This window comes from Streptomyces sp. NPDC017202 (assembly GCF_044331705.1).
Classification (GTDB): domain Bacteria; phylum Actinomycetota; class Actinomycetes; order Streptomycetales; family Streptomycetaceae; genus Streptomyces.
The window spans coordinates 294847-317076 of record NZ_JBIRNP010000004.1; the positions used below are offsets into that span (position 1 = coordinate 294847).

General features: G+C 73.4%; 26 protein-coding genes. 12 read left to right on the top strand and 14 right to left on the bottom strand.

Annotated elements, in window-relative coordinates; genetic code table 11:
• Positions 1 to 23: 23 nt before the first annotated feature.
• Both ACH4N1_RS11355 and ACH4N1_RS11360 read right to left on the bottom strand, forming a co-directional pair.
• Positions 24 to 2387 carry a PQQ-binding-like beta-propeller repeat protein gene (locus ACH4N1_RS11355; protein WP_398096343.1) on the bottom strand — a complete coding sequence of 788 codons (2364 nt, stop codon included), beginning with the start codon at positions 2385 to 2387 and terminating at the stop codon, positions 24 to 26.
• A gap of 253 nt (positions 2388 to 2640) precedes the next feature.
• A complete protein-coding gene (locus tag ACH4N1_RS11360) occupies positions 2641 to 3363 on the bottom strand; it encodes a VOC family protein (protein WP_398096345.1) in 723 nt (240 codons plus the stop codon).
• 134 nt (positions 3364 to 3497) lie between these two features.
• Between ACH4N1_RS11360 and ACH4N1_RS11365 the strand changes: the two genes are divergently transcribed.
• Complete coding sequence (locus tag ACH4N1_RS11365; RefSeq protein ID WP_382793383.1) at positions 3498 to 4133, top strand: TetR family transcriptional regulator; 636 nt, start codon at positions 3498 to 3500, stop codon at positions 4131 to 4133.
• Positions 4134 to 4465: 332 nt separating this feature from the next.
• Here the strand turns inward: ACH4N1_RS11365 and ACH4N1_RS11370 are convergent, their stop codons facing one another.
• Positions 4466 to 4918: an Lrp/AsnC family transcriptional regulator gene (locus ACH4N1_RS11370; RefSeq protein WP_073493728.1), complete on the bottom strand. Its 453-nt coding sequence runs from the start codon at positions 4916 to 4918 to the stop codon at positions 4466 to 4468.
• Between the two features lie 82 nt (positions 4919 to 5000).
• Here ACH4N1_RS11370 and ACH4N1_RS11375 point away from each other — a divergent pair, with 82 nt between their 5' ends.
• Complete coding sequence (locus ACH4N1_RS11375) at positions 5001 to 5624, top strand: LysE family translocator (RefSeq protein ID WP_398096347.1); 624 nt, start codon at positions 5001 to 5003, stop codon at positions 5622 to 5624.
• 182 nt (positions 5625 to 5806) lie between these two features.
• Positions 5807 to 6481, top strand: coding sequence for a pyridoxal 5'-phosphate synthase (locus tag ACH4N1_RS11380; protein WP_398096349.1), 675 nt, complete (start codon positions 5807 to 5809; stop codon positions 6479 to 6481).
• 20 nt (positions 6482 to 6501) lie between these two features.
• Here ACH4N1_RS11380 and ACH4N1_RS11385 read toward each other — a convergent pair whose 3' ends face one another.
• Entirely contained in the window at positions 6502 to 6828 is a 327-nt protein-coding gene (locus ACH4N1_RS11385; RefSeq protein ID WP_398096351.1) for a GYD domain-containing protein, read from the bottom strand.
• 130 nt (positions 6829 to 6958) lie between these two features.
• Between ACH4N1_RS11385 and ACH4N1_RS11390 the strand changes: the two genes are divergently transcribed.
• The 4 genes from ACH4N1_RS11390 (at position 6959) to ACH4N1_RS11405 (ending at position 8528) form a co-directional block, all read left to right on the top strand.
• Positions 6959 to 7174, top strand: a complete 216-nt coding sequence (locus ACH4N1_RS11390; RefSeq protein ID WP_398096352.1) for a hypothetical protein — start codon at positions 6959 to 6961, stop codon at positions 7172 to 7174.
• Positions 7175 to 7327: 153 nt separating this feature from the next.
• On the top strand, positions 7328 to 7759 hold the full coding sequence (locus ACH4N1_RS11395; protein ID WP_398096354.1) for an Asp23/Gls24 family envelope stress response protein: 432 nt from the start codon (positions 7328 to 7330) through the stop codon (positions 7757 to 7759).
• 63 nt (positions 7760 to 7822) lie between these two features.
• Positions 7823 to 8050 (top strand): hypothetical protein, encoded by a 228-nt coding sequence (locus ACH4N1_RS11400; RefSeq protein WP_398096356.1) that lies wholly within the window; start codon positions 7823 to 7825, stop codon positions 8048 to 8050.
• A 307-nt stretch (positions 8051 to 8357) separates the two neighbouring features.
• A complete protein-coding gene (locus ACH4N1_RS11405; protein WP_398096357.1) occupies positions 8358 to 8528 on the top strand; it encodes a hypothetical protein in 171 nt (56 codons plus the stop codon).
• Between the two features lie 317 nt (positions 8529 to 8845).
• On the opposite strand, the gene ACH4N1_RS11410 is transcribed toward ACH4N1_RS11405, so the two are convergent.
• The 3 genes from ACH4N1_RS11410 to ACH4N1_RS11420 are packed head-to-tail and all read right to left on the bottom strand — an operon-like array spanning position 8846 to position 10120.
• Positions 8846 to 9184, bottom strand: a complete 339-nt coding sequence (locus ACH4N1_RS11410; protein WP_392243955.1) for a helix-turn-helix domain-containing protein — start codon at positions 9182 to 9184, stop codon at positions 8846 to 8848.
• The gene (locus ACH4N1_RS11415) at positions 9181 to 9555 is read right to left on the bottom strand and encodes a type II toxin-antitoxin system RelE/ParE family toxin (RefSeq protein WP_398096360.1); all 375 of its coding nucleotides are present in this window, start codon (positions 9553 to 9555) and stop codon (positions 9181 to 9183) included. Before ACH4N1_RS11415 ends, ACH4N1_RS11410 begins: the two co-directional genes overlap by 4 nt.
• A 52-nt stretch (positions 9556 to 9607) precedes the next feature.
• Positions 9608 to 10120 (bottom strand): ATP-binding protein, encoded by a 513-nt coding sequence (locus ACH4N1_RS11420; protein WP_398096361.1) that lies wholly within the window; start codon positions 10118 to 10120, stop codon positions 9608 to 9610.
• A gap of 268 nt (positions 10121 to 10388) precedes the next feature.
• Here ACH4N1_RS11420 and ACH4N1_RS11425 point away from each other — a divergent pair, with 268 nt between their 5' ends.
• The gene (locus ACH4N1_RS11425; RefSeq protein WP_398096362.1) at positions 10389 to 11240 is read left to right on the top strand and encodes a helix-turn-helix domain-containing protein; all 852 of its coding nucleotides are present in this window, start codon (positions 10389 to 10391) and stop codon (positions 11238 to 11240) included.
• An 11-nt stretch (positions 11241 to 11251) separates the two neighbouring features.
• A complete protein-coding gene (locus ACH4N1_RS11430; protein ID WP_398096364.1) occupies positions 11252 to 11443 on the top strand; it encodes a hypothetical protein in 192 nt (63 codons plus the stop codon).
• Here ACH4N1_RS11430 and ACH4N1_RS11435 read toward each other — a convergent pair.
• The gene (locus ACH4N1_RS11435; RefSeq protein ID WP_398096366.1) at positions 11412 to 12221 is read right to left on the bottom strand and encodes a methyltransferase domain-containing protein; all 810 of its coding nucleotides are present in this window, start codon (positions 12219 to 12221) and stop codon (positions 11412 to 11414) included. The two genes, ACH4N1_RS11430 and ACH4N1_RS11435, sit on opposite strands and share 32 nt — an antisense overlap.
• Positions 12222 to 12347: 126 nt before the next feature.
• Positions 12348 to 12953 (bottom strand): GNAT family N-acetyltransferase, encoded by a 606-nt coding sequence (locus ACH4N1_RS11440; protein ID WP_398096367.1) that lies wholly within the window; start codon positions 12951 to 12953, stop codon positions 12348 to 12350.
• A 240-nt stretch (positions 12954 to 13193) separates the two neighbouring features.
• On the opposite strand from ACH4N1_RS11440, the gene ACH4N1_RS11445 reads away from it, so the two are divergent.
• Together ACH4N1_RS11445 and ACH4N1_RS11450 are read left to right on the top strand one after the other, a co-directional pair.
• Positions 13194 to 14804, top strand: coding sequence for a subtype B tannase (locus ACH4N1_RS11445; RefSeq protein WP_398096680.1), 1611 nt, complete (start codon positions 13194 to 13196; stop codon positions 14802 to 14804).
• 305 nt (positions 14805 to 15109) lie between these two features.
• Positions 15110 to 16303 carry a flavin-containing monooxygenase gene (locus ACH4N1_RS11450; protein ID WP_398096369.1) on the top strand — a complete coding sequence of 398 codons (1194 nt, stop codon included), beginning with the start codon at positions 15110 to 15112 and terminating at the stop codon, positions 16301 to 16303.
• Positions 16304 to 16347: 44 nt separating this feature from the next.
• Here the strand turns inward: ACH4N1_RS11450 and ACH4N1_RS11455 are convergent, their stop codons facing one another.
• Positions 16348 to 17811, bottom strand: coding sequence for an MFS transporter (locus ACH4N1_RS11455; protein WP_398096371.1), 1464 nt, complete (start codon positions 17809 to 17811; stop codon positions 16348 to 16350).
• 86 nt (positions 17812 to 17897) lie between these two features.
• On the opposite strand from ACH4N1_RS11455, the gene ACH4N1_RS11460 reads away from it, so the two are divergent.
• Entirely contained in the window at positions 17898 to 18902 is a 1005-nt protein-coding gene (locus ACH4N1_RS11460; RefSeq protein WP_398096372.1) for a GlxA family transcriptional regulator, read from the top strand.
• A 725-nt stretch (positions 18903 to 19627) separates the two neighbouring features.
• Here ACH4N1_RS11460 and ACH4N1_RS11465 read toward each other — a convergent pair.
• The 4 genes from ACH4N1_RS11465 to ACH4N1_RS11480 form a co-directional block, all read right to left on the bottom strand.
• On the bottom strand, positions 19628 to 20149 hold the full coding sequence (locus ACH4N1_RS11465; protein WP_398096682.1) for an ATP-binding protein: 522 nt from the start codon (positions 20147 to 20149) through the stop codon (positions 19628 to 19630).
• Between the two features lie 629 nt (positions 20150 to 20778).
• A complete protein-coding gene (locus ACH4N1_RS11470) occupies positions 20779 to 21000 on the bottom strand; it encodes an acyl-CoA dehydrogenase family protein (RefSeq protein WP_398096374.1) in 222 nt (73 codons plus the stop codon).
• 238 nt (positions 21001 to 21238) lie between these two features.
• The gene (locus ACH4N1_RS11475) at positions 21239 to 21751 is read right to left on the bottom strand and encodes an EF-hand domain-containing protein (protein ID WP_398096376.1); all 513 of its coding nucleotides are present in this window, start codon (positions 21749 to 21751) and stop codon (positions 21239 to 21241) included.
• 97 nt (positions 21752 to 21848) lie between these two features.
• Positions 21849 to 22226 carry an STAS domain-containing protein gene (locus tag ACH4N1_RS11480; RefSeq protein ID WP_366060364.1) on the bottom strand — a complete coding sequence of 126 codons (378 nt, stop codon included), beginning with the start codon at positions 22224 to 22226 and terminating at the stop codon, positions 21849 to 21851.
• Between the last annotated feature and the right edge of the window lie 4 nt (positions 22227 to 22230).

A 22230-nucleotide genomic window follows, 5' to 3' on the forward strand; every position in this document is an offset into this window, starting at 1 on the left:
GGCGCACCGCCCCGCCCGGGGCGTCACGCCGTGCGCGCCGTGCCCGTGCCCTTCTCCGCGTCCAGGGCGTAGACGCAGCGGTCCTTGCTGCACGCGTAGACGACGCCGTCGCGGACGACCGGGGAGCCGGTGATCTCGCCGCCGGTCGCCAGCTTCCAGCGCAGGCGGCCGTCGTCGGCCTTGAGGGTGTAGAGGAGGTGGTCGGTGGAGCCGAAGTGGATGCGGCCCTCGGCCACCACGGGGGCGCCGACGATGTCGCCGCCCGCCTGGAAGCGCCACTTGGGCGTGCCGGTGACGGCGTCGAGGGTGTAGAGGCCCTTGCCGCTGCCCACGTGGACGTGGCCCGCGGCGACCAGCACCGGGTCGACCGAGGAGCGGGCCTCGGTGGCGATGCGCCAGCGGTCGCGGCCGTCGGTGGCGTCGAGGGCGTAGACCGTGCCGAGGTAGTCGGCGAGGTAGACGCCGCCGCCCGTGACCGCCGGACCGGGGACGAAGGCGGGCGGGGAGAGGAAGACCGCGGGGGCCTCGAAGTGCCAGCGGACCATGCCGCTCGCCACGTCGACGGCGAGGACGCGGGTGCCGGCCGAGACGTAGACGTAGCCGTCGGGGGCCGCGGTGACCCGGACCGGGACGCCGCCGCAGGAGGCGGCGTCGCCGATGGGGTACGACCAGCGTTCGTCGCCGGTGCGGGCGTCGAGGGCGCGCAGGCGGGCGTCCTGCCAGAGGTAGACCGTGCCGTCGTGGAGGGCGGGGCCCGCCTCGGGGGACTCGAAGTCGGTCTGGCAGCCGGTGACCTCCCACAGCTTCTGCCCGGTGGAGGCCTCCCAGGCCTGGACGCCGCCGCCGCGGGTGCCGGTGACGACGGTGCCCCGGTCGGCCCTGAGGCAGTACACCCAGGAGTCGGTGGGCAGCCGCCACAGGTCGGTGCCCTCGCGGGCGTCCAGCGCGAACAGGGTGGGGCCGTCGGAGGCGACGACACGGCCGTCCGCCACCGCCATCGACCAGGCCACGTCACGCGTCTTGAAGCGGCGCCGGCCGGTGGCCACGTCCAGGGCGTGCACCTCGAAGGAGGTGACGTAGACGAGGTCGTCCGCGACGGCCGGGGTGCCCCACACGTCGTTGGACATGCGGAACCGCCAGGGGCGCCAGCCCGCCGGGGTCACGGCGGCGGCCGGGGGCGCGGCCGTGGGGGCCGGTTCGGCGCCGTTGGCGCCGGGGCGGGGCCGGGACCAGGAGGCGACCAGGCCGGGATCGGGCACGGGCGCCTTGACGGCGGCGGTGGCGCGCGCGTCGGCGACCCGCGGGCCGGGGCCGATCGGCACGGCCGCTCCGGCGAGCCGGACGGGCCCCGTGCCGGGGGCGCCGGCCCCGACCGGCGCGGGCGCCGTACGGGCGGGCACCACGGGGTCGTGCGCGGGCGGCGGCGGCACGGCGGGGCGGGCCATGCCGACGCCGCCGCCGCGGGGGCTCGCCGCCGCCTTGACGGGCGGCCGGCCGCCGCGGCGCGTCTCGATGAGGGTGACCGCCTTCTCGGGCAGCCAGGCCGACGCCGTACCGCTGTCGTCGGAGCCGGAGCCGAAGAGGTGCGGGGCCAGCTGGGCCTGGAGGTCGGCGGGGCTGGGCCGGCCGGTGGCCTCCATCTGCATGCAGGAGTCGATGAGCGGGCGCAGCTCGTCCGGGAGCCCGGACAGGTCGGGGCCCTCGCGCAGCAGCATGAAGACCGTCTCGACCGGGTTGGCGCCGTGGAACGGGGGGTGTCCGGTGGCCGCGAAGACGAGGGTCGAGCCGAGGGAGAAGACGTCGCTGGCGCCGGTGACGCTGCGCGAGTCCTTGGCCTGCTCCGGGGACATGTAGGCGGGGGTGCCGACGGCGACGTTGGTCATCGTCAGGCGGGTGTTCGAGACGCCGGAGGCGATGCCGAAGTCGATCACCCGGGGGCCGTCCTCGACGACGAGGACGTTGGAGGGCTTCAGGTCGCGGTGGACGAGCCCGGCGCCGTGGATGGACTGGAGGGCCTCCGCGATGCCCGCCGCCAGCCAGCGCACCGCCTGGGCCGGGAGCGGCCCGCAGTCGTTCACTATCTCCTCGAGGGAGGGCGCGGGCACGTAGGCGGTGGCCAGCCACGGCACGGCGGCCCGCGGATCGGCGTCGACGACCGCGGCCGTGTAGAAGCCGGAGACCGCCCGCGCCGCCTCCACCTCGCGGGTGAAGCGCACCCGGAACAGCTGGTCCTCGGCCAGTTCCGTGCGGACCGTCTTGATCGCCACCCGCCGGCCCGAGGCCGACCGTGCGAGATAGACCAGCCCCATGCCGCCGGCCCCCAGCCGTCCCAGCACCTCGAACGGCCCGATCCGCCGCGGATCGTGCTGCGTCAGCTGATCCACCACTTGCCTGCCACCTCCCCGTACGGGCCGCGTCACCCACATGTGCACGCGGCCCCGTGCAGCGTCTCACCACCGCACCGCCATGGCGGCACGCACCCCGATTCTTCCTGGCCGGGCCACCGGTTGCGAACCCCGTGACAATCGGGGTGTCTCATTTCATATACGCGCAAGTAGGCACATGCACAGCTGCCCGGCCCGCACGTACGTCCCCCGCGCCCGCCCCCGCACCGGCCCCCGGCCGCACGCCCGGGACGGCTCAGCGCTGGAGCAGCGCGAACGACGCCCCCTGATTGTCGGTGACGACGGCCACCGTTCCGTACGAGGCGGTGAACGGACCCGCCTGCACCCGCCCCCCGAGCCGGCTCACCGTGCCGAGGACCGCCTCGCAGTCCTCGACGCCGAAGTGGACGAGGAAGTGCGGCGGCATGACCTCGGGGAAGACGTCCGAGACCGGCGCCCGCCCGAAGTCGGGCTCGGCGCCCGGTCCGAACAGGGCCTCGTGGAAGAGGTGGCCGTAGAAGGTGTTGGCGGCCCCGGTGTCACGGGCGTACAGCTGCGCCCAGGCGAACGCGCCGGGCCTGTGCCGCACCCCGAAACCCGGGTGGCCGCCCGCCTGCCACAGGCCGAAGACCGCGCCCTCGGGATCGGCGGCCAGGGCCGCGACCCCCGCCCCGTCGACCGGCGTCGGCGCGGTCACCACCTGCCCGCCGGCCGTGCGGATACGGCGCACGGTCGCCTCCGCGTCCGGGGTCGCGAAGGACACCGTCCACACCGTGGGCATCCGGCCGTCCGTCTTGTGGGCGAGCGCGGCGACCGGCTCGCCGTCCAGCCGGGCCCACACGGAGGAGCCGTACGCCTCCTCGAAGACCCACCCGAACAGCTCCCCGTAGAACCGCTTGCCCGCGTCCACGTCGGGGAGCTGCGCGTCCACCCAGCAGGGGACGCCCTCCGCGTACACCGATGCCCTGTTTTCGGCCATACAGCCAACCTAACGGCGCTTCACGCAAGCCGCAGACCAGGCACACCTGCCTCCGAGCCCCCGCGCACCCCATTTGCAGTCGGCCGAATCGCGCTCTCATCACCCGTCGGTAAGCTGACGGCATGACAGGACAAGTGCGTACCGTCGACGGCCGCGTGGCCGGTCGGCGCGGGCAGGCGACGCGGCAGAAATTGCTCGACTGCCTCAGCGAGATGCTCAGCTCCTCTCCCTACCGGGACGTCAAGGTCATCGATGTCGCCCGGAAGGCGGGCACTTCGCCCGCGACCTTCTACCAGTACTTCCCGGACGTCGAGGGCGCCGTCCTGGAGATCGCGGAGCAAATGGCCGCCGAGAGCGCCGGGTTGACCGAGGTGCTGGAGGGGCGGTCCTGGGTCGGCAAGGCCGGCTGGCAGACCGCGCAGGAACTCGTCGACGAGTTCCTGGAGTTCTGGAAGCGCAACGACGCGATCCTGCGCGTCGTCGACCTCGGCGCGGCCGAGGGCGACAAGCGTTTCTACAAGCTCCGCATGAAGATCCTCAACTCGGTGAACAGCTCCCTCGCGGACGCCGTAGCCGAGTTGCAGTCCAAGGGCAAGGTCGACAAGGACGTGAACCCGGGCGCGATCGCCGGTTCGCTGGTCGCGATGCTCGCGGCGGTCGCCTCGCACCAGAAAGGTTTCACCGCGTGGGGCGTCAAGCAGGCTGAACTCAAGCCGAACGTCGCGCTGTTGGTGCACCTGGGCATGACGGGCAAGAAGCCGACGAAGTAGCCCGCGGCAGCCGCGACCCTTCTTTTTCCCACGTCCCACGTCCTGTCTGGCAGGCGGCGGTCCGTCCGGTGATCCGGACGGGCCGCCGCCTGCCGCGCTGTGGGGCCCGACTCCAGGACGGACGCCCGCGGCACGCGTCGGCCCGAGCCGGTGGGCGACAGCCCGGACGGCACGCGTCACCCCTGGCCGGTGGGCAGCAGCCCGGACGGCACGCGTCACCCCTGGCCGGTGGGCAGCAGCCCGGACGGCACGCGTCGACCCGAGCCGGTGGGCGACAGCCCGGACGGCACGCGTCAGCCCTGGCCGGTGGGCGGCAGCCCGGACGGCGTGCGTCAGCCCGGCAGCGGCCGGTCCCGCACCACGTGCTTCATGACCAGCGTCGAGGTGAGCCGCTGCACCCCGGGCAGGGTCGCCAGCCGCTCGTCGTACAGCCGCTGGAAGGCCGCGAGGTCGGCGGTGGCCACCCGCAGCAGGTAGTCCGGCTCCCCGAACAGCCGCTGCGCGTCCAGTACGTGCTCCACCTCGCCGACGGCCCGCTCGAACTCCGCGACCGTGTCCCGGTCCTCCTGCCGCATCGAGACGAAGACCAGCGCCTCGAAGGTCAGCCCGACGGCGGTCGGCTCCACCACCGCCCGGTAGCCGCTGATCGCCCCGGACCGCTCCAGCTCCCGCAGGCGCCGGTGGCACGGCGAGACGCTCAGCCGCACCCGCGCGGCCAGCTCGGTCACGGTCAGCCGCCCGTCCTGCTGCAGCTCGGCAAGAATCTTCCGGTCCACGTCGTCCATGGGGCAGATCCTTCCCCAGTCGGCCCGGTTCCGGGAAAACTTCGGGAACACCTTCGGCCGAATCGCGCCTAATGTCCCCTCCATGGACTCCGCCACCCTGATCTCCTTCCTCACCGTGGACCTGCTGCTGGTGTGCGTGCCGGGCGCCGACTGGGCGTACGTGATCGCCGCCGGGCTGCGCGGCCGCTCGGTGGGCCTGGCCGTGACGGGCCTGGTCAGCGGCTACGCCCTGCACACGGCGCTGGCCGCGGCGGGCCTCGCGGTCCTGGTCGCGGGGTCCCCGCGGCTGCTCACCGCGCTGACGGTGGCCGGGGCGGCGTACCTGGTGTGGCTGGGCTGGAGCGTGCTGCGCCGGCCGGGGGTGCCGCGGGCGGGTGAGGCGGTGGAGCGGGACCGGCGGCGCGTCTTCCTGCGCGGCGCGACGATCAGCGGCCTCAACCCCAAGGGCCTGCTGCTCTACCTCTCCGTGCTGCCCCAGTTCCTCGTCACCCGGGACGCGCGCCTGCCGGTCCCGGCGCAGACCGCCGTCCTCGGGCTGCTGCACATGGCGTGCTGCGCCGCCGTCTACGCGACGGTGGGCGTCCTGGCCCGCAGGCTGCTGGGCGCCCGCCCGGCGGCGGCCCGCGCGGTCACCCGGACGTCGGGGGCGGCGATGCTGGGGATCGGGGCGTTCCTCCTGGTCCAGCGGCTGGCCCTCGGCGGCTGAGCCTCGGCGGCGGGCTCCGGCGGCCGGGCCGGAACGGGCGGATCTCGTTGGACGGGCACGACCGGCCGGGGGCGAGCAGCGGGGACGGACCGAGCAGCGGGGACGAGCACAACCAGCCGGTACAGGCACGACCGGCCGGGACGGGACCGACCGCACATCCCGCCCTGGCCGATACTCGGACCATGGGAACGGATGCCACGGATCTTCACGAGCTGCTGAGGTCGCTGCGGGTGTGGGACCCGGAGGTGACCGAGCTGCCGCCCTTCGACCCGGCGGCGGCCCCCGCCGAGCCGCTGGCGCTGTTCACCGGCTGGTTCGCCGAGGCGGTCGCGGCGGGCGAACGGGAGCCGCACACCATGACCCTGTCGACCGCGGACGGGGACGGCCTGCCGGACGCGCGCATCGTGATCCTGCACGGCGCGGACGAGGACGGCTGGTCCTTCGCCACGCACGTGACCAGCCGCAAGGGCGGCCAGCTCACGGCCCGTCCGTTCGCGGCCCTCACCTTCTACTGGCCCGTGCTGGGCCGCGAGGTGCGCGTGCGCGGCCCGGTGACGGCCGCCCCGGCCGCGGAAGCCCGGGCGGACCTGCACGCCCGGTCGACGGGAGCGCTGGCCGCCGCCCTCACCGGTCACCAGAGCGAGAGCCTGGCCTCGCTGGAGGAGCTGGCGACCGCGTCGGCCGCCGCCTGGGAGCGGGCCCGCGCGGAGCCGACCGCCGAGTCGCCCACCTGGACCCTGTACCGGCTCCGCCCGGACGAGGTGGAGTTCTTCCAGGGCGAGGCCCGGCGCCGGCACGTCCGGCTGGCGTACCGACGGACCGCGGACGGCTGGTCGCGGGGGCTGCTGTGGCCGTGAGGGTCGAGTGAGCGTGGCCGCTACGCGCCGGGAGCCCGGTACTGGACGAGCTGGGCCGCGCGCAGGGCCTTCAACGTTTCGTCGACGGTCAGCAGGACGGTCGTCTCGAACGAGCTGAGCGCACCGCCGCCGCTGATCGCCAGCGCGACCGCGGCCATGGACACGTCGTCCGGGGCCTCCCACAGGTTGTAGCCGTCGTGCGTGCCGAAGGCGTACCAGAAACCGTGGAGCGTCCCGCCGACGGACTCGATGTACGACTGAGCGGCCCGTGCCCGGTCCTCCGGGTGGTCGATCAGCCGCGCCCAGGTCTGCGGCGTGTAGCTGAACCTCGACAGGTAGAGCGGCATCGTGTCTCCCTTTCCTCCCGTCAAGGGATGCCCCGCGGGGCGGGAAGCGCGCCGACGGCGGGCGCCGCGTCCCCCGAACGGCCGGGAAAACCGCTGGGTGCCCGGGCACGGTCTTCGGCACCCTGGGGCGATGAGTCGCTGGAAGCTCTACGCCCACTGGTACGCCGATCTGCCCGGCCTGTCCGTCGAGCAGCTGCGGGAACGCCGGGCCCTCGCCGCCCAGCGGGCCGAGCGGGCGGCGGCACGGGGCGCGGGCCGCAGCCCCAAGGCCGCCCGGGAGTGGCGCGAGAAGCTTCGCGCCGTCGAGGACGAACTCCTCCGGAGGGGCGTCGACCAGCCCGGCTAAGGCCCGGCGTCCGTGACGAGGACGGCGGTCAGGGGGCTCGGGCCGCCCGCCCGGGCACTCCCCTCCCACTCCGCAATTCCGGCGAAATGCACCAAAAAGACTATTATTTCACTTGTGAGTGCCGTGCGGGCCTCACGAGGGAGGCATGTCCCCATGACTGAGAACACCGGCGTACGACACGGTGGAGCACCCGGTTCTCGCGGCCGGACGTCCATCGCCGACGTGGTGGTGGAGAAGATCGCCGGAATGGCGGCACGCGACGTGCTCGGCGTCCACGCCCTCGGCAGCGGATTCGCGCGCTCGATGGGATCCATGCGCGAGCGGATGCCCGGCGCCGGCAGCGGCAAGTCCGTCACGCGCGGGGTCAGCGTCGAGGTCGGAGAGCTTCAGGCGGCCATCGATCTGGAGATCGTCGTCGACTACGGCGTCTCGATCACGGACGTGGCCGGCGCGGTGCGGGAGAACGTGATCTCCGCGGTGGAGGGGATGGCGGGCCGGGAAGTCGTGGAGGTCAACATCACGGTCAGCGACGTGAAGCTGCCCGACGAGGAGGACGAGGGCGAGGAGCGGCAACGGATCCAGTAGCCGGGCGGAGCGGCACGTTCAAGTGACGGAGCGCGTGATGAGCCCTGAGCGAAGGAGCGCGTGATGAGCAAGGCCGTGGTGGGCCTGATGGCCGGAATGACGCTCGGTTTCGCCGCGTATTTCGGCAACTTCTGGACCTTCCTGCTGGTGCTGGGGCTGGGCGTCGCCGGTCTCCTGGTCGGACGGCTCATGGAAGGCGATCTCGAACCGAGCGACTTCGTCCGCCGCCGGGACCGGCAGGAGCGGATCCGCGACGACCGGCGACGGGCCCGGGGGGACTGGCGGCAGTGACCGGTGAAGCCGACCGGCGTGCTGTCGTTCCCCCGGGGAGCGCGGTGCGGTCGCCGGCACCGACCGGGTCGTCACGAAGACCGTCTCCCAGGTCGCGCGCCAGGCGCTGAGCCGGTTCTCACCTCGACCGGCCACGAACCACCCGGCCACGTACCGCCCGGCCCCCGTACGCCACGGGTGGCGGCCTGTGTGCCGGGGCCGTCGCGCGCCACCCGCCGGCCGACGCGGCGCCCGGGCGCTTTCCCGGCGTGCCCCGCCGCACCGGAGGGGCCACACGGAACCCGCACGCCCCGGGAGGCATCCCGCCATGGTCCTCTTCCTGACCCTGCTCGCCGCCGGAATCGCTCTGGTCGCCGTCGGCGCGGCCGTCGACGGCCTGCTCTACCTGGCCTCGATCGGCGTACTCCTCCTCGTCGCCGACCTGCTCTACCTGGCGGTCCGCTCCCTGTGGCGCTCCACCCGGCGCCCGGCCGGTTGAACGGCAACGGCCCGGCCACGGGTGGCTCACGTTCCGCCGGGCGTGAGGCCGTTCGGGGAGGTGCCCCGGTGCCGGACCGGCCCTCCGTCCGTGCGGCCGGCCGAGCCGGTGCGGTTCTTCCGGGGCGACGCGGGACGGCGGGGCCTCCGGCCGGCCGCGGTGGAGCGGTTCGGGGGGTGACCGGCTCGCTGCACGGGGACCTGGCGCGGGAACCGGGTGGCCGTGAGCGGCTGACGGCTCCGCGGTTACGCGGTTACGCGGTTACGCGGTTACGCGGTTACGCGGTTACGCGGTTACGCGGTTACGCGGTTACGCGGTTACGCGGCACGCTCCTCGAATACCAGCGTGTTGTGCCCGTCGGAGACGACATGCAGGTCCACCGTGACATCCAGTGCTCCCGCCAGCCGGACCAGCAGATCGGCGGTGAGGGGCAGCAGGCCGCCGAGTTCCACGGTCTCCACCTCGTCCTCGGACATCCCGATCCGCAGCCCCAGCGCGGACTGGGTCAGCCCGAGGGCGACACGACGGTCGTAAACCAGTTGTCCCAGCGCATGGGCCAGCCGGATCTGTTCCCGCTCCGCGACCACCTCCGGCGGCTCGGCACCCCCCTCGGCAGTTCTCCGCTCCCGCGACAGCTTCCAGCGGGTGTGGCTCACAGGTCCTCCCGGAACTCACGAGTGAACTCGTCATGCGCGGGGCCATGCTCCGCCTCGCACCGTTCTTTCGCCAGTCTGGCGCGCTTGACCTCTGCGTCCTCCCGCATCCTGGTCTTCCGGAAAACGGTGAGCAGCACGATCCTTCGACGAGGCGCCAGCCAGTACGTGACTCGCGTGGCACATCCGCTCAGTACGAATCGCAGTTCACGCACTCCCTCTCCCAGGTTACGAGAATGCGGCTCCCCGAGCGTCGTCGGCTTCTCAGCGAGAAGGTCGGCTTTCTCCTCGACCTGGCGATAGTGCTGTGCGGACAGGTGCTCGAGCCAGAACCGCACTTCCGGCTCCAACTCGATCACATAGGGTTCGGTCACTCCGCAAACGTAGGAACTCCCGCGAGACACGGCACTCCGTTCACTGTCACCGTCACTCATATGTGCGGTCGCCCGGGAGATACCCGCTCGCCCCCGCATGCGGCAGCACCGCCCACATGCGGGTGCCCGTGCTCGACTCTCGGTCACCGCCGATGCCCCACTCGCCGTGGCAGGCCCGGACCACCCGGTCCAGCACACGGAGGGAGACCCGGCGGCGCAGGTCGCAGGCCGCGCCCAGGCGGGCGTTGGTGTGGCGGGCGTGGCCGTCGTAGACCGTGACGCGCAGGCCGCCCTCCCGGTAGCGCAGCGACACGTACACGTCCGTCGCGGAGAAACGGCAGGCGCAGGCGGTCAGTTCGCCCACCACCTGCACGACCGCGTCGGTCGCCCCGGCGAGGCCGTGCGCGGGGAGCACCGTACGCGTGACGGCCCGCGCGACACCGGGACTTCGTGGCGCGGCGGGCAGCGTGAGGCTGTACACGAGTTCCTCGGGGAGCGCTTGGCGGAAGGGGCCGGAGGCGGACGCGGCGGTCGGCGACTGACAGGACGCGGTGTCGAGGTGCATGACGATTCCCTTGCACGGAGGTGAAGTTGGGGCCCCGGTGGCCTGTCCCCCCAACACCGGCCCGCCTCTCCCGGGGGAGGAGAACGCGGGCGGGCACGGGTGATGCACTTCCGGGGTGCCGTGACGGCTCTGTAGTCGAGCCATTGCAGACTGTAAGAGAATTAGGTGGCTCATTGCCACTTATTCGCGAGAATTGCCACTCCTGTCGGTGGACCGGTGCTGCCGGAAGAAGGCAGACTGGCGCCGCGACCACGGGAGGAAGGGACACATGCCGCCAAGGGCCACACCCAGCCAGCGCCAGAGGCGCCTCGGAGCGGAGCTGCGGAAGATGCGCTTGGCCGCACAGGTGTCGACGGAACACGCGGCCGGGGTCCTCGGCGTCGACCGCGCGAAGATCTCCAATATCGAGGCCGGTGTCCGGATCATCACGCCGGACCGCGTGCGGACCCTCGCCTGCAACTACGACTGCCACGACCAGGCATACGTCGACGCGCTGGCCGACATGGCAAACGAGAGCGCTCGCGGCTGGTGGGACTCGTACCGGGGTCAACTTCCCGCTCCTCTCATGGACATCGCGGAGCTGGAGTGGCACGCCCGTCGCATACGAGCGGGTCTGGCCATGCATGTGCCGGGCCTCCTCCAGACCGATGCCTACGCCCGTACGCTGTTCTCCGCCGCCCTGCCTCCCCTGTCGTCGAGCGAGGTGGAACTTCGTGTGGCGCTCCGCATGCAGCGTCAGCAGGTACTGCACCGCGACAACCCCGTCGTCTACGTCGGTTACGTCCACGAGGCCGCTCTGCGCGTTGAGTTCGGCGGCGTCAAGGTCATGCGGGCGCAGCTCGACCGACTCTGCGAACTCTCCGAACGCGACAACATCGACGTCCGCGTGATTCCGTTCCGTGCCGGAGCCTTTCCCGGTGCCGGACAGGCCGTCATCTACGCCGAAGGGCCGGTGACCCAACTCGACACGGTGGAGCTCGACTCGGCCCACGGCCCGGAGTTCCTCCACGGGCAGTCCCAACTCGACAAGTACCGATCCCATCTGGACTGGATGGAATCCGCGTCACTACCGCCCGCCGAGTCGCGCGACTTCATGCGCGGCATCGCGGGCCAACTCTGAGGAGCATCCCGATGGCCGAGATCACCTGGGAAGACCCCTACTGCGCCGAGGGCGCCAACTGCTTCCGCATAGGCACCGACCCCACCGGCAACGCCTACATCGCCGTCGCCGGACAGGAGGACACCCCCCTCACCGACACCCGCGAAGCGCTCCGCGCCCTCATCCTGGAGATCAAGGCCGGGAAGGCGGACCACCTGCTGTGAGCGGGGCGCGCACGCCGGTCACCGTCACCAGGGTGAACGACGCGTAGAACGGCCCCTGCGACAGGCCCTCGAACCAACGGCGGCCCCGCTCCTCGTCGATGTGGCCTTCTTCGATGGCCTGTTGGAGGTTGCGGCCCAGGCCGAGGGTGTGGTCGGCGTCCGGGAAGTCGCGGAAGACCGGGGTCGTCGCGCTCACGTCGTCGACCTGGAAGCCGGCCGCGGTGACGAGGCGGGCGAGGCTGCGGCCGATGGTGGCGTTCCGGACCACGTGTCCGGTGGTGTAGCGGGTGAAGGCGCGGCTGGTGTCGAGGTCCTCGGAGTCCACCACGAGGGTGTCCCAGTCCGGTTCGGCGAGGGCGACGACGGCACCGGGGCGAGTGACGCGGCGCAGTTCGGCCAGGGCGCCGGCCGGATCGGCCACGTGCATCAGGACGCGGTCGGTCTTGGCCCGGTCCACCGTGCCGGAGGCGACGGGCAGCGCGTGGACGTCGCCCTCGCGCAGGTCCACGGCGCGCAGCCCGACCGTGCGCTCCCGCGCCCGTTCCAGCATCCGCGGGTCGCGGTCGACGCCGATCACCGTGCCCTCGTCGCCCACGCGTTCGGCCAGCGCGGGCAGGTCCGTGCCGGGGCCGCAGCCCGCGTCGAGCAGGGTCTGCCCCGGTGCGGGGTCCAGCCGGTCGAGCAGGTAGGCCTTGTACGCGCGGCCGGCTTCCGCCGCCGCTGCCCGCAGCATGTAGGCGGCCTGGTCCGGCCGGGGCGCCCCGAGGGTCGTCGACATGCCCGCGAGTCAATCACGCGGGCCCGGGACAGGGGCCTCGGTCGCGCGGATCCGGCAGCGGAAGACGCCCGGGGACGACGCCGCCGTCGCGGGGCCTGTGGATGCGGACGCCGGAGCCCCCCGAGGTCACCCGAGCCCGGCCGGGTCGGGGTCCGTCGCGAGGCGGGCGTGGCCGTGCACGTCCCGCCAGGCGTCCCGGCGGCCGGCCTCCCACATCGCGCCGCGCAGGGTGCCCTCGTGGCGGAACCCGCAGCGCTCGGCGACGCGGCAGGACACCTCGTGGCCGAGGGCGTGGCCCAGCTCCAGCCGGTGGAGGCCGAGGCGGGTGAAGAACCAGGCCGTGGCCAGGTTCAGGGAGCGGGTGGCCACCTGCCGGCCGCGGGCCTCGGGCAGCACCCAGTAGCCGACGTTGGCGCAGCTGCGGACGCGGTCGATCGCGTTGAGGCCGACCTGCCCGAGGATCGTCCCGTCCGCCGCGTCCGTGACGCAGAGGACGACCGCGGTCCCCGCCTCCGTGGCCGCCGTCCTCGCCCGCAGCGACTCCCGCGCACCGGCGGTGTCCGTGACGGCCCGCAACGGGGTGTTCCAGCGCAGGAACTCGGGGTCGAGGTGGACGCGCAGCCACGCGTCGACGTCGGCGGCGGACTCGGGGTCCCAGGGCCGCAGCCGGAGGCCGTGACCGTCGAGCACGGGGGCGGACGGTCCGTCGTACGGCTCGGGGAGGTCGGTCATCCCGCCATTGAACACCGGCCGCTCCCGCACACGCGCCGGAAGGGCCCCTGCCCGCATGCACCGTCCCCCCGGTTCCATGAAAACGGGCTGTGCCTCCGCCGTGAACCTGTGCATCCCCCATGAAGTCCGCTGGATTGTTGGCAATTTTGTCTGCGATCCGGCTACGTTCGCTGACGCCAGCACCCGCAGCGAGGGAGTCGAACCGTGAAGCACAGGGCAGTCAAGCGCAGGTCGGTCGTCATGGGGATCGGGGCCGGCGCCGGCGTCGCGGCGGTGGGCGGCCTCGCCCTCAGCGCCCAGGCGTCGGCCGACGGGACCTCGGCCTCTTCCTCGTCCGGCTCGGACTCCCTGGGCTCCCTGGCCTTCGACCCGGACGCCTACACCGAGCTGACGACCACCGTCACGGACACCGAGGGCACCGAGCACTCCGTGACCTACCACTTCTGGAAGGCGATCACCTACGTCGCCAAGCCGGTGGACGAGAAGTACCAGAGCCTCAACGTCAGCGTCCCGGTGAAGATCGACGGCACCGCGGTGGACGCCTCGGACGCGCCGATCCTGTTCGCGAACTCCGTCGGCGGGTACATGCCGTCCTCCGTCGCGGACGCCACCGGCGTGGGCGGCCCCGCCGGCGGGCCCATGGGAGGCGGCGGCGCCCCCGGCGGTCCGTCCGCCCCGACCGCCTCGCCCAGCCCCTCCGCCTCCAATGCGACGGGCGACACCAACGCCACCGGCGGCGCCCTGAACACCAACCAGCTGCTCGCCCTCGCCGCCGGTTACGTCGTGGTCGAGCCCGGCGCCCGCGGCCGTACCCTCAAGAACTCCGCCGGCGAGTACTACGGCGTCGCCCCCGCCGCGATCGTCGACCTCAAGGCGGCCGTGCGGTACGTCCGCGCCAACAAGGGCCGCATCCCCGGCGACACCGACCGGATCGTCTCCGCCGGCACCAGCGCGGGCGGCGCCCTGTCCTCGCTGCTCGGCGCGTCCGGCGACAGCCCGCTCTACGCGCCCTACCTGAAGGAGATCGGCGCGGCCGACGCCTCCGAGGCGATCTTCGCGACCGGCGCCTGGTGCCCGATCACCGACCTGGAGCACGCCGACGGCGCCTACGAGTGGAACTGGGGCGCCAACGCCACCTCCGCCGGCGCGGCCGTCGACCAGTCGGTGTCGAAGGAGTTGCGGGCCCAGTTCGCGGAGTACCAGGCCGCCCTCAAGCTCAAGGGACTCGGCGGCTTCGGCACGCTCAACGCCCGCAACTACGACGCGTACCTGGTCAAGCAGTACCTGGAGCCGTCGGCCACCGCCCACCTCGCCGCCCTGTCGGACGCGGCGCGGGCGACCTACCTCGCCGCCCACCCCTTCATCACCTGGAAGAACGGCCGGGCCTCCTTCTCCTGGGCCGACTTCCTCACCCACGTCGGTGCCCGCAAGAAGAACGTCCCGGCGTTCGACGCCTTCGACCTCTCCTCCGGGGAGAACAACGAGTTCGGCAAGGGCACCACGCTCGCCCGGCACTTCACGGCGTACGGCCAGAAGAACGACACGACCGGCCTCACCGCCAAGCGGGTCGACGGCGACATCCCCGAGCTGCTGCGGCTGATGAACCCGATGTACCACCTGGTCGACAAGCCCAACGCCGGTCGCAGCAGGCACTGGTGGATCCGGCTGGGCACCAAGGACTCCGACACGTCCCTGACGGTCTCCGCGAACATCGCCGCCGCCGCGCACGGCCTCGGCGACGACGTGAACCACCTCTACTACTGGGACCAGGGCCACGGCGCCAACACCGACCCGGGCGACTTCATCCAGTGGATCGCCAAGGTCACGGGGCGCAAGGCCAGGCGGAAGTAGTCCCCCTCCCGGGGGCCTCCGCCAGTTCGCGGCGGCCTCCGCCGAGCCCCGGCAGCCTTTGCCGAGCCCCCGCGGCCTCCGCCGGGCCGCCCCTGAACGGCGGCGTCCGTTTCCCGTCATAAGAATCGACGCCGTCCTCCGCGACGCCGGACCCCGCGCAGCCGGGCCCGGCGTCGCGGCTTGTCCGCCGCCAGGTGACCGGCGTCACCATCCGCACACACCATTCGCACAGGCGTGATCGATCCGCAACCAATTCCGGTCTTGACCGAGACCCATCAATGCCGCGCATGATTACGCTCGCGCTCATGGAAGACTCCGCACCGCAGCCGAACCCCTCCGCGAACAGCGCCGCGCACGCGGCCGACCGCCCGGTCTACGTCATCGGCGGCGGCCCCGGCGGCCTCGCCACCGCGTACGCGCTGCGCGCCCGGGGGGTACGCGCCGTCGTGGTGGAGAAGTCCGACCGGGTCGGCGCGTCCTGGCGGCGGCACTACGACCGGCTGCACCTGCACACCACCCGGCGCCGCTCGGCCCTGCCCGGCCTGCCGATGCCCCGCCGCTTCGGACGGTGGGTCGCCCGCGACGACATGGTGCGGTACCTGGAGAAGTACGCCGAGCACCACGGGCTGGAGATCGTCACCGGCGTCGAGGTGTCCCGCGTCGAGCGGACCCCCGACGGCACGGGCTGGCTGCTGCACGCCTCCGGGGGGCGCGAGCTGACCGGCGCGGCGGTCGTCGTCGCCACCGGCCACAACCACACCCCGGCGCTGCCCGACTGGCCCGGCCGCGACACCTTCACCGGCGAGCTGGTCCACGCCTGCGCCTACCGCAACGGCACGCCGTACGCGGGCCGGGACGTCCTCGTCGTCGGCGTCGGCAACACCGGCGCCGAGATCGCCGTCGACCTGGTGGAGAGCGGCGCCGGGCGGGTACGGCTGGCCGTGCGCACGGTCCCGCACATCGTGCGCCGCTCCACCGCCGGCTGGCCGGCCCAGTACAGCGGCATCCTCGTACGGCGGCTGCCCGTCAAGCTCGTCGACCGCGTCGGCCGGGTCCTGGCCAGGGTCAGTGTGCCGGACCTGTCGGCGCAGGGGCTGCCGCGACCGGACACCGGGCTCTACACCCGCGTCCGCGAAGGAGCCATCCCGGTGCAGGACGTCGGCCTGATCGACGCGGTGCGCACGGGGAAGGTCGAGGTCGTGGCCGCGGTGGACGGCTTCGAGGACGGCGAGGTCGTCCTCGCCGACGGCACCCGCGTCCAGCCGGACGCCGTGATCGCCGCGACCGGCTACGTCCGCGCCCTGGAAGACCTGGTCGGCCACCTCGGCGTCCTCGACCCCCGGGGCAGACCGACCGCCCACGGCCCCCGCACCCCGGCCGGCGCCCCCGGCCTCTACTTCACCGGCTTCACCAACCCCATCAGCGGCAACCTCCGCGAACTGTCCCTCGACGCGGAACGCATAGCGAAGGCGGTACGCCGCCGGCTGGGGCGGGGCTGAGGGGACGCCGCCCCACCGGGGACGGTTCCGGCGGGAGCCGGCCGTCAGGCCACCGCGGGCGCGGTGGGCGCGAGGGGCGCCGTGGGCCTGCGCCTGATCACCAGCGCCATCAGCGCCGCCGCCGCGCACAGCGCCCCCGAGGCGTACCAGACCACGTCGTACGAGCCGAAGGCGTCGCGGGCCACGCCGCCGAGGAAGGCGACCAGGGCCGCGCCGACCTGGTGGGAGGCCAGGACCCAGCCGAAGACGATGGCGCTGTCCTCGCCGTAGTGCTCGCGGCACAGGGCCAGGGTGGGCGGGACGGTGGCGACCCAGTCGAGGCCGTAGAAGACGATGAAGAAGATCATCGGCGGGTGGACCGCCGGGGCCAGCAGGATCGGCAGGAAGAGGAGCGAGACGCCGCGGAGCGCGTAGTACACCGCCAGCAGCCGGCGCGGTTCGAAGCGGTCCGTGAACCAGCCGGAGGCGATCGTGCCGACCACGTCGAACACGCCGATCACCGCGAGCAGGGAGGCCGCCGCCGTGACCGGCATGTGGTGGTCGTGGGCGGCCGGCACGAAGTGGGTCTGGACCAGGCCGTTCGTGGAGGCGCCGCAGATCGCGAAGGTCCCGGCCAGCAGCCAGAACGGGCCGGTGCGCAGTGCCGAGAACAGGACCGTGACCGCACGCCGCGCCGCGCCCGGCACCGGGGCCGGCTTGGGGACGAACTCCGTCGCCCCGTACGGCTTCTGGCCCACGTCGGCGGGATGGTCGCGCAGCAGCAGCCAGACGAAGGGGACGACCGCGAGGGCGGCGAGGGCGACCGTCACCGCCGCCGGGCGCCAGTCGTGGCGGGTGATCATCCAGGAGAGCAGCGGCAGGAAGATCAGCTGGCCGGAGGCGGAGGCCGCGGTGAGGATGCCGCTGACCAGGCCCCGGCGCTCGGTGAACCAGCGGTTGGTGACCGTCGCGGCGAAGGCGAGGGCCATCGAACCCGAGCCGAGACCCACGAGCAGGCCCCAGCACAGCAGCAGTTGCCAGGCCGCCGTCATCCACACCGTCAGGCCGGAGCCGAGCGCGATCACGGTCAGCGCGACGGCCACCACCCGGCGGATGCCGAAACGGTCCATCAGCGCCGCGGCGAAGGGCGCGGTGAGCCCGTAGAGGGCGAGGTTGACCGACACGGCCGCGCCGATCGTGCCCCGCGACCAGCCGAAGTCCTCGTTCAGCGGCTCGATGAGCAGGCCGGGCAGCGAGCGGAAGGCCGCCGCCCCGATGATCGTGACGAAGGTGACGGCGGCGACGAACCACGCCCGGTGGACGCGCGGCCGCCGCCTCCCGGCACGAGGGACCCCACCGGCGGCCGCCCCCGGCGCCCGGGAGACACCCGCATCCGGTGCCCCGGCCACCTCGGCCTTGTTCACCCCGGCCCCGGTCGCCCCGGTCCCGGTCGCCCCGGCCTTGTTCACCCCGGCCCCGTTGGCCCCGCCCCCGGTCGCCCCGGTCCCCGCCATGTCTGTCTGCGTCACGTCTGTCTGCGTCACGTCATAGAGCTTCGGGTCCGCGACCGCCCGGAGCGAGTGGCCCGAAGGCCGGTGTTCGTTAGGATCGGGCCATGAGCCCCTCCTCAGGCTTCCGCCCGCACCGCGTCGTCGTCCTCGCCCTCGACGGCCTGCTCCCCTTCGAGCTGGGCATCCCGCACCGCATCTTCGGCCGTCCCAAGGATCCCGGGGGACGGCACCTGTACGAGGTCGTCACCTGCTCGGTCCGGCCGCCGGGACCGGTCGAGACGGACGCCGACTTCGCCGTCCAGGTCGCGCACGGCCCGGAGGCACTGGCCACCGCCGACACCGTGATCGTCCCGGCGTCGTACGAACTCGGCCCGGTCTTCGAGGAGGGCGTCCTGACCGACGACCTCGCCGCCGCGCTCGCCCTCGTCCGCCCCGGCACCCGCCTCGCCTCCATCTGCACCGGCGTGTACGTCCTGGCCGCCGCCGGCGTCCTCGACGGCCGCCCCGCGACCACGCACTGGGCCGACGCCGCCCGGCTCCAGCGCCTGTTCCCCAGCGTCAGGGTCGACCCCGACGTCCTCTTCATCGACGACGGCGACGTCCTGACGTCGGCGGGCGTCGCCGCCGGCATCGACCTGTGCCTGCACATGGTGCGCCGCGACCACGGCACGGCCGTCGCCAACGAGGTCGCCCGCCGTACGGTCGTACCGCCGCACCGCGACGGCGGGCAGGCGCAGTACATCGAGCGGCCGGTGCCCGATCCGCAGCTGCCCGGGACGACCGCGGCGCGCGCGTGGGCGCTCGGCCGCCTCCACGAGCCCATCCAGCTGCGGGACATGGCCGCCCAGGAGGCCATGTCGGTACGGACGTTCACCCGCCGCTTCCGCGAGGAGGTCGGGGTCAGTCCCGGCCAGTGGCTCACCCGGCAGCGCGTCGAACGCGCCCGGCATTTGTTGGAGTCCACCGGCCTCTCCGTCGACCAGGTCGCCCGGGACGCCGGCTTCGGGACCGCCCAGTCGATGCGCCAGCACCTGCAGGCGGCGCTCGGGGTGACGCCGACGGCGTACCGGCGGACGTTCCGGACGGAGAGCGGCGCCGTCAGAACGTGAGGACGCCCCGTGGCGGCAGCCCGGGACCCGGTGGGGCGGGCATCGCGCAGGGCCGGAACGGGAATCCCGAACATTTGTCCACAGCCTGTGGACAAGGGGCGCGCCTCCCCCTCTCCGCGCGCGGCCCGAGCAGCTCGCCGGCGGCGGAACGCCGGTGACGCCGGGGCGATCCCGCGCCGGACACCGGGGACGCCCAGCGGCCAACCGCCCCTGACTGCACGCCGGATGGCGGCGCGCCTCCCCCCGCTCTCGGCCACACCGGAGCGGGAGGTGCCCCCGTGCCGCCCCGAGCACGGCACCGCGCACCACCATCCGACTCGGCGTACCCGCCCCGGTCTCCCCCGGCCCCGAGGGACCCGACGCCGAATCACGACCCACACTCGGCGAGGGCCCCCGTCACCGGAACCCTCGTCGTCCCCTCGCGGCGAATCGCTGCCCACAAGCGTGATCAAACGGACACCTGACGTCAACACCCGGTCGAGGATTTGTGACTTACGTACCCTTTGTGCCGGGCGCGCACAGAAGCACGTCCAGGCGCACCACCGCCCGCCCCGGCCGGGCCGACAGCGCTTTCTGCATCCGTGCACCGCACCCCGCGCGTCGCTCGGCTCCCTCCACGCCCCCGCACCGTCGCCGCAGGCCGGGACGCGCCGGTCCACATCGGTCCCCGCTCGGGCACGGCCGCGCCGCACGACGGCGCCACACGGCCGCCTCGTACGGCCGCGTCACACGGCTTCGTACGCGAACCCGCCGTAGGCCGGCGCGCGGAAGGGGCGGGTCCCGCCCCCGGCCGCTCCGCCGCGGTCCGTCGCCGCGCCGCGGTCCGCCGTGCTTGTGGGGTCGGTGTCGTCCACCGGCCGCGCGCAGTGGTCGAGTTCGCACCAGATGCGCTTGCCGGGGCCCTCGACGCTCCACCCCCAGCGGTCCGCGAGGCCGTCCACGAGGGCCAGTCCGCGGCCGCCCGTCGCCCCGTCACCCACACAACGGGGCACGGGCGCCCGGCTGCTGCTGTCGGCCACCTCCAGCCGGACCGTGGCCCGCCCCGCCCCGAAGCCCGGCAGCGAGAGCCGCAGCACGGCCGGACAGCCGGTGTGCACCACGGCGTTGGTGACCAGCTCGGAGACGAGCAGGATCAGCGTCTCGGCGAGCGGCTCGTCGGCCTCTATCCCGGACCCGGCGAGGCGCGACCGGGCCCATCGCCTGGCGCGACCCACTTCAGCGGGGTCGGGCCGGATCTCCAGCTGCACTTGAAGCACCTGCACCGCTCACACCATCCGAACCGGCGGACACATGGCCGCGCGCCACGTGAGCCACGCAAGCCACGCGAGCACCATGACGACGAGGGCCACGATCGTAGCCATTTTCCGCATGGCCAGAACAACGACCAGAGGCGGAGTGACGGAACGTGATTCCCTTACGAGACAGCTTGGTTGACATACAGTCACCTCAACAAGCGCTTCGGGCATATTCCAGCGCGAAGGAGTACGCGTGCGGCATACTGTGCGACGCTTGTCGCGGAGAGTCGAACAGGCCGCGATCCCGCGCCCGTCCGGCCTGCGAGCAGGCACGCGCACCGTCGGATCCGGCACTGCCCCGGGGGCACCACCGGCACGGCTCGCGCTCGTGGCCACTCGCATCCCACAGAAGGTACCGGAGCGACCCCCCGACTCCAGCCCGTGACGGGTCACGCCTCGGCCACAACCACAACTCACGCTCCGTCACCACTCCGTGCCACGATCAGCGACACGGCTCCCGGCCGGTGGCCGTCACCGCAGGCCGACGCCTTCGGAGACCGTCCCGGACGGCGGGCGGCGAGCCGACGGACCCTCACTCTGTGTACCGACTCCCGTACGCCGCGCACCCGCCCGGTCCCGCTTCAACAGCAGGTGAACCCCGTCCCGCCGCACGCCTGGAGACAGTCGCGCGCGCCGCGCACGGCGGCCTCCTCGGCGCGGAGCCGGGCCGTCGCGAGGCCGTCGGCGCCGACGGCAGCCCGCGCCGCCCCCGCCCGCGCCGGCAGGTCCGCGCACGGATGCCCGACGGCCGGGAAGGCGCCGATCGGCCGTCCGAACTGCTCCCGCGCCCGGGCGTGTTGCACGGCCGTCCCGCACGCACGTGTGGCGCAACGATCAGGTTGCCGCCACCCTCGCTCACGCCGGGGCCGTCCCGCACGCGCGCGTGGCGCCACCGAGCCGCCCGGCCGCGATGAGGGGGGGGGGAGGGGAACGGCAAGAGGTCCGGAGAGGGGGGCGGGGGCGAAGCCCCGTGTCGGGCCCGGCACACCGAGCCGGGCCGGAAAGGACGGGGTCCGGGGGCAACCCCGCAGCGGCGGCCGTCTACTCCGGCACGGTGAAGTAGCGGGCGAACGCCGGCACGACCTCCGCCTCGCCCACCTTCCCGTCCGCGTCGGCGTCCAGCACGCCCGCGGCCCCCCGGGCCACGCCCTCGCCGGCACCGAGCGCCCTCAGCACCCGCACCGTGTCGTCGACCGTGGCCCGCCCGTCTCCGTCACCGTCCGCGACGGCGAGCGCCGCGTGCAGGAACGGCCGGGCGATCTCGGCGAACCGCTCGGGATTGTCACGGAGCCGTTTGACCGCCCCGCCCACGAACTCGTCGCGGGTGATGCGCTGATCCCCGTCGCGGTCGGCCATCCCGGCCATGCCCTGCCAGAACGCCTCGGCACCGGCGTACAGCGCCTGCCCCTTGTCGGACCGGGCCGGCACTCCGAACTCGGCGAGTACGGCCTTCGCGGCGGAGGCGAAGTCCTCGCGGTCGATGTAGCCGTTGCCGTCCTGGTCGAAGGTGGCGAACCGGTCGGCGATCCTGCGTTCGTACTCGCTGCTCACCATGTCTGTGGGCCGCCTCACGTCGTCGCGTCGGGTGTGGGTGAACTCTCCGCAGGGGAGCGTACGACGCCGACGGTCCCGGGGCGGAGTCGGCCGGTGCCTACGCGGACAGCGGCTCGGTGCCGTCCACGGCCTCGGCGACATCGCCGTACACGTCGAACAGCCGGCGCACCCCCAGCGCGCCGAGGACCCGGTTGACGTGGGAGTCCTCGACCGCGCCGCGCGCCGGCAGGATCAGCCGCAGGCGGCCCCGGCAGGAGCGGATCAGCCGCCGGGAGGCGATGAGGACGCCGACTCCGCTGGAGTCGCAGAAATGCACCTCGGAGAGGTCCAGGACGAGGCTGTGGCGGCCCTCGGCCACTTCGTCGTGCACCCGTTGACGCAGCAACGGGGACGTCACCAGGTCCAGTTCGCCCGACACCCGGAGCACGGCCCATCCGCTCCGTTCGCCGACGGTCACTTTGAAAGCCACCCACACGCCC

What these genes read in the sequence shown, in the direction of transcription:
- ACH4N1_RS11400 (WP_398096356.1), top strand. Translation starts at nt 7,823, where the DNA reads ATGAGCAAGGCCGTGGTGGGCCTGATGGCCGGAATGACGCTCGGTTTC.
- ACH4N1_RS11430 (WP_398096364.1), top strand. Translation starts at nt 11,252, where the DNA reads ATGGCCGAGATCACCTGGGAAGACCCCTACTGCGCCGAGGGCGCCAAC.
- ACH4N1_RS11360 (WP_398096345.1), bottom strand. Translation starts at nt 3,363, where the DNA reads ATGGCCGAAAACAGGGCATCGGTGTACGCGGAGGGCGTCCCCTGCTGG.
- ACH4N1_RS11425 (WP_398096362.1), top strand. Translation starts at nt 10,389, where the DNA reads ATGCCGCCAAGGGCCACACCCAGCCAGCGCCAGAGGCGCCTCGGAGCG.
- ACH4N1_RS11380 (WP_398096349.1), top strand. Translation starts at nt 5,807, where the DNA reads ATGGGAACGGATGCCACGGATCTTCACGAGCTGCTGAGGTCGCTGCGG.
- ACH4N1_RS11395 (WP_398096354.1), top strand. Translation starts at nt 7,328, where the DNA reads ATGACTGAGAACACCGGCGTACGACACGGTGGAGCACCCGGTTCTCGC.
- ACH4N1_RS11370 (WP_073493728.1), bottom strand. Translation starts at nt 4,918, where the DNA reads ATGGACGACGTGGACCGGAAGATTCTTGCCGAGCTGCAGCAGGACGGG.
- ACH4N1_RS11445 (WP_398096680.1), top strand. Translation starts at nt 13,194, where the DNA reads ATGGGGATCGGGGCCGGCGCCGGCGTCGCGGCGGTGGGCGGCCTCGCC.
- ACH4N1_RS11390 (WP_398096352.1), top strand. Translation starts at nt 6,959, where the DNA reads ATGAGTCGCTGGAAGCTCTACGCCCACTGGTACGCCGATCTGCCCGGC.
- ACH4N1_RS11420 (WP_398096361.1), bottom strand. Translation starts at nt 10,120, where the DNA reads ATGCACCTCGACACCGCGTCCTGTCAGTCGCCGACCGCCGCGTCCGCC.
- ACH4N1_RS11385 (WP_398096351.1), bottom strand. Translation starts at nt 6,828, where the DNA reads ATGCCGCTCTACCTGTCGAGGTTCAGCTACACGCCGCAGACCTGGGCG.
- ACH4N1_RS11375 (WP_398096347.1), top strand. Translation starts at nt 5,001, where the DNA reads ATGGACTCCGCCACCCTGATCTCCTTCCTCACCGTGGACCTGCTGCTG.
- ACH4N1_RS11405 (WP_398096357.1), top strand. Translation starts at nt 8,358, where the DNA reads ATGGTCCTCTTCCTGACCCTGCTCGCCGCCGGAATCGCTCTGGTCGCC.
- ACH4N1_RS11460 (WP_398096372.1), top strand. Translation starts at nt 17,898, where the DNA reads ATGAGCCCCTCCTCAGGCTTCCGCCCGCACCGCGTCGTCGTCCTCGCC.
- ACH4N1_RS11435 (WP_398096366.1), bottom strand. Translation starts at nt 12,221, where the DNA reads ATGTCGACGACCCTCGGGGCGCCCCGGCCGGACCAGGCCGCCTACATG.
- ACH4N1_RS11440 (WP_398096367.1), bottom strand. Translation starts at nt 12,953, where the DNA reads ATGACCGACCTCCCCGAGCCGTACGACGGACCGTCCGCCCCCGTGCTC.
- ACH4N1_RS11450 (WP_398096369.1), top strand. Translation starts at nt 15,110, where the DNA reads ATGGAAGACTCCGCACCGCAGCCGAACCCCTCCGCGAACAGCGCCGCG.
- ACH4N1_RS11475 (WP_398096376.1), bottom strand. Translation starts at nt 21,751, where the DNA reads ATGGTGAGCAGCGAGTACGAACGCAGGATCGCCGACCGGTTCGCCACC.